This window comes from Paenibacillus sp. FSL R5-0490 (assembly GCF_001956215.1).
Taxonomy (GTDB): Bacteria; Bacillota; Bacilli; order Bacillales; family Cytobacillaceae; genus Cytobacillus.
Genome location: NZ_MRTQ01000010.1, coordinates 60,445 through 72,632, shown reverse-complemented (window position 1 = coordinate 72,632; position 12,188 = coordinate 60,445). Strand labels below are relative to the sequence as shown.

Here is a 12,188-nt window from a genome sequence, read left to right as displayed (position 1 = left end):
TTTAAAAAGTGAAAGTTAACGGGCATGAAAAACACCCTTCTGGACAAAATAACCATCAGCAGAATGAAGGGAGGGATCTGTTTGTCACCCGCTCAAGATAAATTCTTCAACAAACTCGTTGCTATTCAAGGCGATCTTACCCGGCATGGGATTGAATACTGGCAGCAATATTCCCACCTCGGCACATGGCAGTTTTGGACTGTTGCATGTCTGCTCATCCTGCCCCTGGTGCTTGTATATTTTAAAATTGACCGGAAGCTCATTTTTCACATCGGCTTTTTTGGTTTTGCTGTTCAAGTCCTTTTTTCATATGTGGACGCAGCGGGAATCCGTTTCGGTTTGTGGGCCTACCCGTATCAGCTGCTGCCTTTCATACCCAGCTTGTCATTAGATGCAGCCATTATCCCCGTCACTATTATGCTCGTATATCAATGGACCTAAAAACAATAAAAATTACTACCTTTATGCTCTATTAACTGCATTGGCTTTCGGATTTGGCTTTAAGCCCTTGCTTGTCGCACATGGCTTATTCCAAAAGTATAAATGGGTTAATTATATTTATATATTTCTTATTTACATTACCCTATTCCTGCTGGCCTACTGGCTTACCAGAGTTTTTCGATGGATGAATACGCGTGAAAAACACAAGTAAAAGAGCAGCCTCCCTTAAAGGAACGGCTGCTCTCATACTTATTTCACTTCTTGCTCATAAACCATCTCTGGTGCTGCTTTCATTTTATGCTTCTTTTTCGGCTTAGGGCCCATGTTATCAAAACGCGCTTTATCATAAATGGCAGCACCCACAATTTCTGCTGTATCCTGGAGCTTTTCCTTGCTGATTTTATCAATTGTGTCCTCTGGAGAATGGTACCACGGCTCTGTAGGGCTGTGAATGAATAATGCGGCCGGTATGCCCGCTTCTGCGAATGGAACATGATCACTTCTGCCGCCCTGATATACTGGTGTCGGCTCACCGTTCAGCCTTTCACTTGATGCTTGTGATAGCTCTGTTACCAGATTTTCTTTTCCATCCAATGTCATCATCACTAAATCGCCTGCATCCCTGCTTCCAACCATATCAAGATTAAAGTTCGCAATCGTCCTGCTGATCTCATCGTCAGAAAGGCTGTCAACATAATGATAAGACCCAATCAATCCCAGCTCTTCAGCTCCGAAAGTCACGAAGCGGATTTCTGTATCAGTCGGAATGTTCTTGAATACGCGTGCAAGCTCTAATGTCATCGCTGTTCCGGAAGCATCGTCATTCGCCCCAGGCGCCCCGGCTACAGAATCATGGTGTGAGCCGACTACAATAATGTCATCGTTCGCTTTCTTTTTGCTGGTCGGTTTTTTTGTGGCAATCACGTTATGGGAAACTTTTTCTCCTGCCTCCGCACCTTCAATGGTCAGGGAAGCTGTTAAGGTTTCACCGCTCTCCAGCAAAGCAAGTATGGCCTCACCTTCTGCTTTTGACAGGGCTAACGCCGGAATATACTCTTCATTATGTTCTCCAAGTGTGCCGCTTAATGGACCCTCTGCATTATTAAAAACAATTACACCGGCAGCGCCTTTTTCGGCTGCGTTTAGTACTTTCTCAGCAAAAGAAATGGAACCTCGCTGAATTAGTGCAATTTTGCCTGTGAGATCAGCACCTTCCAGTTCTTCGACTGTGCCCAGACCGGCAAATGCCAGCTCCCCGCTCACATTCCCATTGACTGAATAGGTAAAGGATCTTGGCTGCAGTTCTCCTTCATAGCCGTCAATGGTCACTTCCATACTGCTTGGAGGTGTATATCCATAAAACGTGAATGGCTGAATCTCCGTTTCATAGCCATAGGACTCGAATTGGCTTTTAATATACTGAACAGCGTTATACTCCGATTCCGTACCGGCTACACGCGGGGTTTGTGAAAGAAAATCAATATTATTATAGATATTTTCTGCATTAATTTTATTGACTGCTTTCTTATCGAATACATTTACCGGCTGGTTCTGGTTTACGCCGACTGGCTGTGCAAAAGCTGCTTGTGCTCCGACTGCCCCAAAAACAAGAGTTGAAGCTAACGCTACTTTTAAAATTGGCTTCCTCATCTAGTACCTCCAATAGAATAATAGATTCCGCTCATTAAATATTATAATGTTTCGAAAACTCTTATAAGGGTACAAGATACTAGAATCCTGTAGGTACAAAAATCTATATTTTGGATATTTTGTTATTATTAGTAAATTTATAATAGGAAGAATAGACAAAAAAGAAGGCTGCTCAATGCAAGCCTTCTCCCATTCTATTTCATTAAATCATGGTCCACATAACGCTCGCCGTTCAATTCACTGATTACATTAATCGCCACTTTCGCACCGTCTCCAGCTGTAATGATTGTATGGACGCTGACTCCTGCAATAGTTCCGGCTGCCCAAATGCCATCAACATTCGTCTTACCGTCAGCATCAGCATCCAGAACCGTTTTAATGCGAGGCTCAGTCCCTGCTTTTGTTTTCAAACCGGCTTTTTCTGCTAAATCAGTTGAAAGACCAGCTGCTACAATCACATGTTTCGCTGAATATGATTTTTCTCCTGCTGTTACAGTAAAACCACTTTCAGCTTTTTCAATGTTTTCTACAGTTCCTTCAGTGATCTCTGCCCCAAACTTAACAGCTTGCTTTTTGCCTGTTTCAATCAGTTCCGGGCCAGTGATTTCCATAACGCCATAATGATTTTCAACCCATGCACGTTTAGTCATGCTTTTATCATTATCCACAACCACTACCTTCTTGCCCGCTTTGGCGGCAAACAGCGCAGCACTTGCACCGGCAGGACCTGCACCCACTATTAAAATATCAAACATCCATACTTCCTCCTTTAACACATTATTTACTTATAGTTTATCCAAGCTAATAATAATTGTAAAATAATGTGATTCAAGGGAAATTGTACAATTTAATCCTCATCTTTGATATCCCGGTCCTCCGGTATCGGCTCATTTAAAATTTCCTCCACCAGCTCCCTGTATTTTTCCACCTGCTTTAGATGGGCATTAAACTGTTCCTTGTAAATTAAATACTGTTCTCCGTCATAAATGGCGCGTATTTTCCTTTGCTGAATCAGGCTTTCTACATATGACTCAGGGTAAGATAAATATTCTGCGGTTTCTTTAATGGTCAGATACATGCTTGTCCTTCCCTTTCTTTTTCCTTATAATATGATTTTACTAATTTCCTGGCACTAGAAGACTCTGCCAAAATCATATAGAATAGAAGCTATATATAATCTGTATATGCAACCTGTATATTCTATTATTATACGTGAAAAATACTAATTTGACTGAATTCCAGCTTTTTTTCAGCCAAATAAAGAACAGGAGAAATATAAGCTAATGAATAAAAAAAAGGTATTGGGCTTATATGTGATCATCAGCCTTATTTGGGTATTCGGAACGAATTACCTTTTACATATGCTTGAACCTTCTTCTCTTGTCAGTTTTCTATTCAGAGCTAAAGAATTTCTGTACATCATTGCTACAGGATGGCTGCTCTATTATTTTATAGGCAAAAGAGATGAGCTCAGCGCCTCAAGAGAAGAAGAAAAGCGCCTTTCCACTTTAATTAATTCCATGGTGGATTTCGTTAATTTCAAAGACGGTCAAGGCCGCTGGATTGAGTCTAATGAGTTTGGACTTAAGTTATTCAATCTCGAAAATGTCGATTATAAAGGCAAGAAGGACTCAGAACTGGCCGAGTACACTGATTTTTATGCAGACGCACTTCGCTACTGTGAAACATCAGATGAAGAAACCTGGAGAAACGGTAAAATTACACGCATTGAAGAAGTTATTCCTTTACCTGACGGAACAGAAAAAACGTTCGATACAATTAAAGTTCCGCTCTTCCATGCCGATGGAAGCCGCAAAGGACTGGTTATTATCGGCCGGGACATTACAGAAAGAAAGCATGTGGAGAAGCTGCTTGCCGAAAGCCAGCAGCAGTATAAATCCCTGTTTGAATATAATACCGAGATAGTCTTTATGACAGACCTTCATAGCACAATTACGAAAGTAAATCCCCAATTTAAAGCCGTGACAGGATACAGCCCTGATGAAACATTGGGTAAAAGCATCAATGAAATAATACCGGTTCCTTATAAAGCGAAGGCCATTGAAGACTTTACAGGCATCCTTGAAGATAAACAGCCAAAGACCTGTGAGTTTGATTTCAATCATAAAAATGGCAGCACACTGACTATTCAATGCACTGCCCTTCCGCTTATTGTGAATGGTCAAATTGCCGGGGTCATCGGATATGGGAAAGATGTGACAAAGCTTCGTCAGGCTGAAGAAAGACTGCGCCGCACTGAAAAGCTTTCTGTGGTTGGGGAGCTTTCTGCAAGTGTTGCGCACGAAATCAGAAATCCTCTGACATCCTTAAAAGGCTTTGTGCAGCTCATGCAGCTGGAAGATGAAAAGCATCAGTTCTATTATCAGATCATGCAGGAGGAACTGGACCGGATCAACCATATTGTCGGCGAGCTGCTGCTTCTTGCCAAACCTCAGGATATTTGTTTTACAAAAGCAGATGTCCAAAAGATCCTGTTTAATGTCATTTCGCTTTTAAAAACAGAAGCCAGCATGCACAATGTCCAGATTGAATTTCTGTTAAAATCTGATGTTTATATGATTGAATGTGAACCAAATCAGCTAAAGCAGCTTTTTATCAATATCATAAAAAATGCCATCGAGGCATCTAAAGAAGGCGGCAAAGTAACCGTTACACTGCTGGCGGAAGACCATCTGCTGACTATCCTGGTTAAAGATAATGGCTGCGGCATGTCGGAAGATCGCCTAAATAGGATCGGTGAACCTTTTTATTCGTCAAAGGAGAAGGGAACAGGCCTCGGACTCACAGTCAGCTTCAAGATTGTCCAATCCCATAATGGTTCCATTTATTTCAATAGCGAGAAAGGGAAAGGAACAGAAGCTGTCATCAAGCTCCCTGTAAAAAAACAAACACCTGCCACTGAAACTGAATTAACAGTTTAAACAGCAAAAGAGCGATGTTCAATCAAACGTTTGATTGAACATCGCTCTTCTTTTAATTTCCCTTAATCTCCAGCAGCTTCAGTCTCAAGTCATTTTCCATATTGGCCAGGTCATGTTCCGCCTGCCGGCGCTTATTCCTGCCTTCTTCCTGGATCCTCAAGGTTTCTTCAAGAGTAGAGATCAGGTTCTCCTGTGTTTTCTTTAATGTTTCAATATCGACAAGGCCCCGCTCATTTTCACGTGCCGTTTCAATCGTATTCACTTTCAGCATCTCCGCATTTTTCAATAGAAGATCATTGGTGGTTTTTGAAACCTTCTTCTGGGCTTCGACGGCATGGCGCTGGCGAAGCAGCGTCAAGGCAATGGCCACCTGATTTTTCCAAAGAGGGATGGCGGTCATGATGGAAGACTGGATTTTTTCAACCAATGCCTGATTGGTATTCTGTATCAGCCGGATCTGCGGCGCACTTTGAATCGTTATTTCACGGCTCAGCTTCAAGTCATAAAGGCGTTTATCCAGGCGGTCAGCAAACTGAATCATATCGTTTACTTCTTGGAACTTCATCTGATCATTTGACTCTTCTGCCTTCTTCTTCAGTTCAGGAATCGTCTTTTCATGAAGTTCTTCAAGCTTCAGTTCACCGGCTGCAATATAGACATTTAACGCATGAAAATACTCTTTATTATTATCATAAAGCTTATCTAACATGACAATGTCGGAAAGAAGCGCATTCTTGCTTCTTTCCAATTTGACGCTGATGCGGTCGATTTGAGCTCCCGTTTTCTGGTATTTGGACAAGACTTCCTGAACTGAACCGGAAATCTTTCCGAACATACGCGCAAAAAAGGATGATTTCTCCGGCTTCAGCTCATCCGGATTCACATCGCTGAATTTTTTCATCAGGTCATTGATGATCGTTCCCACTTCACCAACGTCCTTTTTCTGAACATGCTCGAGCATAGTATGGGAGAACGATAACAGCTTTGATTGAGCTGGTGTTCCGTATGAGATCATCGCCTGGTGATTGGCAGGATCGATTTGCTTTGCAAGCTGATAGGCTTTTTCGCGGTTTTCTTCCGGGATCACATCTATCAGCCTTGTCCGCTTTTCCGATTGCAGCGGCGAGGAAACAGGCTGCTGATTCACCCCGAAAGGATCTGCCAGCAAATCATCCATCAAATCAGTATTTTTTAACAGGGACGGTTTTTCTTCGGTCATTTTAATCTCCTGCTTTCATCATGAATTCTTGATTCTTTTATCTTCTCAATCGAATTCCTGGCAACATCAATTTCAAGATGAAGCTGATCAATATCTTCCGCTATAACCCGGTGAAGATCTTCCTCCACATGATGGGTAAGTGCATCAAGTGTACGTCTCGTTTCCTGGAGGGACTGATCCAGTTCACGGGATTTTCTCGGCTGGGAAGATAGAAAGACATACTTTTCCGCCAGCTCCACAGCAGAATCCAAATGGGAAAAATAAAACTGCTCCGCCTGATAGAACCGTTTCGGCTCACTTCTGGTCAGTCTGTAAATCCTCCTTGTCACCCTCATGAACTCCATGCGCTGCTTCAGTGTCGGGAAATGCCGTATTGAGAACATCGCTTTGTGCAGACGGGTTATTTTGCGGCGTGCCTCATCAAGATTTCGCTTTATATATTGGTATTCCCTTTTCGTCAATCCATGCTTTTTCAAAAAGCGGCGGCGCTGAATCAATCCTCCGGCCCAATAAGTGAGCAGCCCGGCTCCAGCTCCATAAACCCCTGACAGAAAAAATGTTTGCCCGAAAGCAAAGTAACTGGCCAGCCAGACACTGACAGACAATGGAACAGCCGTCAGCAGGCGAAAAGCAAATGCTAAAAAGGAATTCATATTTATCGACTCCTACTCATAGTCCTACTTATTTATACGTAATTGATAAACCTAAAGTTTCATCCACAGACATCTTTCAGCAAAAAAGGCATATATCCTTAAATCTATTAAAACACTTTTAAAAAACTTCTCAAGTTATACGATACAAAATAACACGATTGCCCGCCATAGACCACAAAAGTAATCGTTGCTAAGACCTGAGACGTATATTTTGTAAAAAAAAGCACCTGCGGAAATTTTCCGCAGGTGTTTTATGGCTATTTAACCGCCAATGCACGCTTGCCCATGGCATTGTAGATCTTAATGAACTTCTCTTTTGGCATTTTAACATCTTTTTTAACAGCTTCACTGTCATTAAAATAAACATAATCGGCATCCACACCGGTTACGACAATACAGTGCAGAGGTGTCGGTGCACTGATCGTTTTGCCTGCAGGCGTTTTCCAGGTTCTTTTATTCGGCATTTCATGGCTGATTGTAAACCATGCCAGTACAGGGTTACCCTCTGAAACAGCTTTTTCTATTTCCGAGAAATCCTTCCCGGTCAAATTTACACCGCCAGGACGATATTGATCAAGCAGCTTTTTCAGCGGCCCCGGATTTATCGTGTGTCCGTTGCCAAAAGGTGTTCCAACAAACCCGACATCAGGGTCCCCCCAGGTTTTAATTGATCCGTCTGCATTTCTTACCAGCTTGGTTGAGTCATATGGCATTTTTTTTGCTAGTGTGGTTTTGCTGACATTCACTCCATAAAACTTCAGTGCCATCGCCAGTGAAGTGACTTCACATCCGCTTGGCAGCTCTGGCCGCTGGGCAATGAGCGGCACATTGGTCTTGGACAGGCGGGCGTCACTGACTGTCACATAATCACCGCTTACATAACCCGTGCCGCCATTGTAGGAAATTTTATACCAGCCATTGCTTTCCTTATGTATAACATTCAATTCAGATCCGTTTTTCAAGGACCCTATTTTCCCGTAATTTGTACCTGAACCTTTCCGGACATTTAATGAGGTAGCATCCACCCGGTAAAGTTTTTCATTTGTTTTAACATATTGGCCGCTGACATAGCCTGTTTTGCCATTGTACGTTATTTTGTACCAGCCGTTCGCAAGACGGTCAATAGCCTGAATACTGCTGCCTTGGGCCAGGCTGCCAATCCGGCTGTAATTTGTACCTGGACCGGAACGGACATTCAGACTGGTTGCATCCACTGTGTAAGTATAGGAAGCTGCTTCTGCAACTGCCTCGTTTGAAAAGCTCGGAATTGACGGCGACAAGACTCCTCCTGCTAAAATAGCTGCAGCAACAGTCCCTTTTAATATAGCTCTGTTTCCATATGAACCTTTTAAAATTGCCATACACTTTCCTCCATATCCCTCATTTTTTTCTGTCGAACTTTGCGGACTACTCTAAAAATAAAGATTCGCAAACTTCAAGTCTACCTCTTTGGGACTGGAAAAATTTTATTGATTCTATTGAATCAGTTTGAATTAGCTTATTTAGCGGAGTCAGTATATTTGGCATCTGTATATCTTCCTTTTTGAAAATGTTTATTTATAAAAAATGCAGGGAATAAGCTCTTGTACCAATTTACTTACATCTTGGAGGAAACATAATGAATAAGCACTATTTTTATATAGTTATTTTATTAATAGGATCGATTGTATTTCCTTCCTCAGGATATACAGAGGATTCTAAGAAGGAAAACAAGGTTGTACTGATTTCCTTTGATGGAATGAGAAACGACCTGGCAAAAGAGTTTGTAAAGGACGGCAAGCTTCCTCATATTAAGTCACTTATGGAGAACGGAGTAGCCGCCAAGGATTCCAAGACTGTAACCCCCTCTCTGACCGCACCATCACATGCGGCAATTGCTTCAGGTGCAGTTCCATCGGAAACCGGCATGGTCAGCAATAAATGGCAGGACCCCAACAAGGAATTGGCCAATGGAGAAAGCGCTTTTCATCAGCCGCTTGATAAAAGCCCGCTTTGGGCAGAAGCCAAAAAGAATGGCAAAACAACAGCAACCGTGCTGTTTCCCGGGTCAAACCCTGATGCAGGCGAACAGGCTGATTATGCAGTTTATTATGGTGAAACCTGGGCAGAAAGCTCTCTGGATAAGCTTCAGTTCAAAAAAACAGAGAGCTGGGAGCACACCGAAAACAGCTTTAGCCCTGCAAAAGAAGCTGCAGTGAAGCTGCCATTGAAAAAAGCAAAGAATAAAGAGATCTATATATTAGCTTTAGACACTTCGGATGATGGAAAAACCGGCTATAACCGCTTCATTTTTTCGGAAAACCGTTCGGCAGACTCCGAAGATGTTATCGTCAATGCCAATGAATGGGGGTCAATTCCTGTTGAAGCTGACGGTGAATCTGCAGGGTTCTGGTTTAAGCTGAAAACTGATGCCAGCCTTGAGAAAGCGAGCATTTACCGTACTGCCGTTACGTCAGCCCTCATTGAAGGTCCAGAAGGATTTGAAGAGGAGCTTCTATCGGAATTCGGCTTTTTCCCCGTCCAGGATGATACAAAGGCTTTTGAAAAAAAGTGGATTACTCGGGAAGAGTACGAGGAAATTGGTTCGCGTTTTGTCCGCTGGGCAACTGATGTGTCTCTTTATATTAAAGAAAAATACCAGCCCGATCTGCTGATGTTTTACACACCCCAGATTGATTATGAATCACATCATTTTCTGCTGGCAGATCCGCGGCAGCCCGGGTATTCAGAGGGAAATTCCCAAAGACATTCGAAATACATTGAATGGGCCTACAAGCTTGCAGATGATGTAGTAGGACAGACGATGGACAGCCTTAGCGAAGAAGACCACCTTCTTGTGGTATCTGATCACGGCATGGAGCCAGTCCACACCATTCTGGCTCCAAACACACTTCTGAAAGAAGCAGGTCTTTTAAAAACAGATAAAAAAGGCAGAGTGGATGAGGAGAAGTCCAAAGCAATGGCTGTAGCCAGCGGATCAGCTGCCCAAATATATCTGAATGAAAACCTCTCCAAAAGAGAAAAGGAAAAGGCTGCAGACCAAGTGTTGAAACTCTTTAGCGAATATAAAATCAAATCCGAATTTAAGACAAAAATCCTAAAGGGCTATTTGGGTGAAGCCGGTGATTTCCTCGCCGAAGGAAAGTTCAGCCAATTTAATCAAACGGCAAAGCATTTTTCCAATTACCTCTTTAGGAAAGAAGAAAAGCCTTATCAGATTGCCTATGATAATAAAAAAGAGAATAAGCACCCTAATCAGGGAGACATATTGCTGCTTGGTGCAAGAGGCTATATGATGGGCAGCAGCTTAACAAGCCCCCAAATGCCGGCAATAGAACTCGGCAGCCATGGCGGCAGCCCTGATCGGAAAGAACTTAAGGCTGTATTCTTTGCACAAGGCCCTTCTTTTAAAAATGACAGCCGAATTGGCTCGATTACCGTACTGGATATCGCCCCAACCGTTTATAAACTGCTGGAGATACCGGCTCCTGACTTTTTGGAGGGGAAAGTTCTAAAAGATGCTTTAGAATAAAAACACGGCCTTGCTATGTGCTGCAAGGCCGTGTTTCATTTTTTAAAAAAACCACACCTAAAGAGATGGGCAGAACAAACTATATACAATCCAATTCTACAGTCACCGTAGTTCCTTCACCTATAAAACTATCGATAGTCATCAGCCCTTGATGTTCCTGTATAATCTTGTTGCTGACTGTGAGCCCCAGACCGATTCCTTTATCTTTTGTTGTATAAAAAGGTGTCCCAAGATGCTTAAGCATTTCATCATCAATGCCTGCCCCTTCATCTGCAAAAGCAATCCTTACACGCCCGCTCTCTATTTGCTGCGTGCTGACATATACATTTCCTCCGTTTGGCATAGCTTCAATCGCATTTTTTAAAAAGTTCACAAACACTTGCTTCAGCTGAGGAGGTGAACATAACAGCATAATATCATTCTCACTATGTTTGAGATGAATCTGGACATTATGAAGCAGTGCCTGCGGATGAAGCACCTTAATCGTACTTTCCAGAATAGACATTAAGTTTCCTTTCTCAAACTCGATTGCCTGAGGCTTTGCCAAAGACATGAACTCATTGACAATGATATCAATTCGATCAAGCTCTTCCATAATAATGGAAAGATAATTATCCTGTTTTTCCTGATTAATGCTTGATTGGAGCAGTTTTGAAAAACCTTTTAAAGAAGTCAGCGGGTTCCTGATTTCGTGGGCAACCCCTGCAGCAAGCTGTCCAATAATGGAAAGGCGATCCAAATTCCTCAAAACAGCATCATTATTCACTCTGTCAGTTATATTTCTGCCTACTGCCACAAATAATTCAATTTCACCCCTATCGTTGAAAATAGGGGAAATGCTAGCCTCTACGAAAACGACATCACCATTGGCCGTATTCATTTTTGTCTCAAGGAGCTGAGGCTCTCCTGTTTTAAGCAGGTTTTGAGAGACCTTGTTAAACTTTTCCCTCTCTTCCTCTGAATATATGAAAGTGGTGCAGGACTTCCCCACAAGCTGCAGCGGCGAATATCCCAATACTTTTTCATGAGATGGGGATGCATAAATCACCGTTTGTTCCCTTGTGAAGACCTTGATCATATCTGTCGTATTCTTCGTAATTAAGTCATACAGTTCCCTGGTTTTTCTTAATTCCCTCTCCATACTTTTAAACTCTGTCATATCACGGAATATAGCCAGAACAGCTATGATTTTTCCCTTGGAATTTCTGAAAGGAGAATAGGAAACCGATATATCCAGAATCGAACCATCCTGATGATAGCGCTGTGTGATCACATTGCTGTAAACCTTCCCCAGCTTGACCAGTTTTATAATCTTCTTCACTTCTTCCAGATTCTGAAAATCGGTAAATTTCCTGCCGATAACCTGCGCTTCGGTATAGCCAAAAATCACCGTATACATATGATTGACCCTTATAAAACGGTTTTCCATATCAATGATGGCAACCCCATCTGCCGTACAATTCAGGAACAAATCGAGCAATTCATCAGGATTGGAATATATCGATTCACCATCATTACCAAGGATCGGGAAATCATTGACCATTAACCTCACCCCATTTAATAACTCTATAAACTATATTTTACAGAATTATATGAAAAAAAGTATGAGGATTCTTTAGAGCTCAATAAAAAAAAGCAGCTTTCCCTCAGGTCAGCTGCCCTCTTTCTGTACTCCCGTAAAAAACTCCCACAGAAATCACCCCATCGAAACCCGCATTCCTTCGTTTTCGAGATCGAAAAAAGTCATCCGA

At 42.3% G+C, this 12,188-nt stretch carries 10 protein-coding genes; 3 read left to right on the top strand and 7 right to left on the bottom strand.

Features of this window, described 5'->3' with window-relative positions:
- Positions 1-81 precede the first annotated feature (81 nt).
- Positions 82-441, top strand: coding sequence for a CBO0543 family protein (locus tag BK139_RS24335; protein WP_286148466.1), 360 nt, complete (start codon positions 82-84; stop codon positions 439-441).
- Positions 442-690: 249 nt separating this feature from the next.
- Here BK139_RS24335 and BK139_RS10250 read toward each other — a convergent pair whose 3' ends face one another.
- The 3 genes from BK139_RS10250 to BK139_RS10240 all read right to left on the bottom strand — a co-directional run bounded on the left by BK139_RS10250 (position 691) and on the right by BK139_RS10240 (position 3,169).
- Entirely contained in the window at positions 691-2,091 is a 1,401-nt protein-coding gene (locus BK139_RS10250) for a M28 family peptidase (protein ID WP_076258257.1), read from the bottom strand.
- A gap of 194 nt (positions 2,092-2,285) precedes the next feature.
- Positions 2,286-2,846 (bottom strand): FAD-dependent oxidoreductase, encoded by a 561-nt coding sequence (locus tag BK139_RS10245; protein WP_076258255.1) that lies wholly within the window; start codon positions 2,844-2,846, stop codon positions 2,286-2,288.
- A 92-nt stretch (positions 2,847-2,938) separates the two neighbouring features.
- Positions 2,939-3,169, bottom strand: a complete 231-nt coding sequence (locus BK139_RS10240) for an excisionase family DNA-binding protein (protein WP_076258253.1) — start codon at positions 3,167-3,169, stop codon at positions 2,939-2,941.
- A gap of 205 nt (positions 3,170-3,374) precedes the next feature.
- Here BK139_RS10240 and BK139_RS10235 point away from each other — a divergent pair, with 205 nt between their 5' ends.
- Positions 3,375-5,033 carry a PAS domain-containing sensor histidine kinase gene (locus BK139_RS10235; protein WP_076258251.1) on the top strand — a complete coding sequence of 553 codons (1,659 nt, stop codon included), beginning with the start codon at positions 3,375-3,377 and terminating at the stop codon, positions 5,031-5,033.
- 52 nt (positions 5,034-5,085) lie between these two features.
- Here BK139_RS10235 and BK139_RS10230 read toward each other — a convergent pair whose 3' ends face one another.
- The 3 genes from BK139_RS10230 to BK139_RS10220 all read right to left on the bottom strand — a co-directional run bounded on the left by BK139_RS10230 (position 5,086) and on the right by BK139_RS10220 (position 8,266).
- Positions 5,086-6,252, bottom strand: coding sequence for a toxic anion resistance protein (locus BK139_RS10230; RefSeq protein ID WP_076258248.1), 1,167 nt, complete (start codon positions 6,250-6,252; stop codon positions 5,086-5,088).
- The gene (locus BK139_RS10225; protein WP_048009740.1) at positions 6,249-6,905 is read right to left on the bottom strand and encodes a 5-bromo-4-chloroindolyl phosphate hydrolysis family protein; all 657 of its coding nucleotides are present in this window, start codon (positions 6,903-6,905) and stop codon (positions 6,249-6,251) included. The genes BK139_RS10230 and BK139_RS10225 overlap by 4 nt, the downstream gene beginning before the upstream one ends.
- A 257-nt stretch (positions 6,906-7,162) precedes the next feature.
- On the bottom strand, positions 7,163-8,266 hold the full coding sequence (locus tag BK139_RS10220; protein WP_076258246.1) for an SH3 domain-containing protein: 1,104 nt from the start codon (positions 8,264-8,266) through the stop codon (positions 7,163-7,165).
- 257 nt (positions 8,267-8,523) lie between these two features.
- Here BK139_RS10220 and BK139_RS10215 point away from each other — a divergent pair, with 257 nt between their 5' ends.
- Positions 8,524-10,437 (top strand): alkaline phosphatase family protein, encoded by a 1,914-nt coding sequence (locus tag BK139_RS10215; protein WP_076258244.1) that lies wholly within the window; start codon positions 8,524-8,526, stop codon positions 10,435-10,437.
- 79 nt (positions 10,438-10,516) lie between these two features.
- Here BK139_RS10215 and BK139_RS10210 read toward each other — a convergent pair whose 3' ends face one another.
- Positions 10,517-11,980, bottom strand: a complete 1,464-nt coding sequence (locus tag BK139_RS10210; RefSeq protein ID WP_076258241.1) for a PAS domain-containing sensor histidine kinase — start codon at positions 11,978-11,980, stop codon at positions 10,517-10,519.
- Between the last annotated feature and the right edge of the window lie 208 nt (positions 11,981-12,188).

Excerpts from the sequence above, each read along its gene's own strand:
- BK139_RS10250 (WP_076258257.1), bottom strand. The coding sequence starts at position 2,091 with ATGAGGAAGCCAATTTTAAAAGTAGCGTTAGCTTCAACTCTTGTTTTT.
- BK139_RS10245 (WP_076258255.1), bottom strand. The coding sequence starts at position 2,846 with ATGTTTGATATTTTAATAGTGGGTGCAGGTCCTGCCGGTGCAAGTGCT.
- BK139_RS10240 (WP_076258253.1), bottom strand. The coding sequence starts at position 3,169 with ATGTATCTGACCATTAAAGAAACCGCAGAATATTTATCTTACCCTGAG.
- BK139_RS10235 (WP_076258251.1), top strand. The coding sequence starts at position 3,375 with ATGAATAAAAAAAAGGTATTGGGCTTATATGTGATCATCAGCCTTATT.
- BK139_RS10230 (WP_076258248.1), bottom strand. The coding sequence starts at position 6,252 with ATGACCGAAGAAAAACCGTCCCTGTTAAAAAATACTGATTTGATGGAT.
- BK139_RS10225 (WP_048009740.1), bottom strand. The coding sequence starts at position 6,905 with ATGAATTCCTTTTTAGCATTTGCTTTTCGCCTGCTGACGGCTGTTCCA.
- BK139_RS10220 (WP_076258246.1), bottom strand. The coding sequence starts at position 8,266 with ATGGCAATTTTAAAAGGTTCATATGGAAACAGAGCTATATTAAAAGGG.
- BK139_RS10215 (WP_076258244.1), top strand. The coding sequence starts at position 8,524 with ATGAATAAGCACTATTTTTATATAGTTATTTTATTAATAGGATCGATT.
- BK139_RS10210 (WP_076258241.1), bottom strand. The coding sequence starts at position 11,980 with ATGGTCAATGATTTCCCGATCCTTGGTAATGATGGTGAATCGATATAT.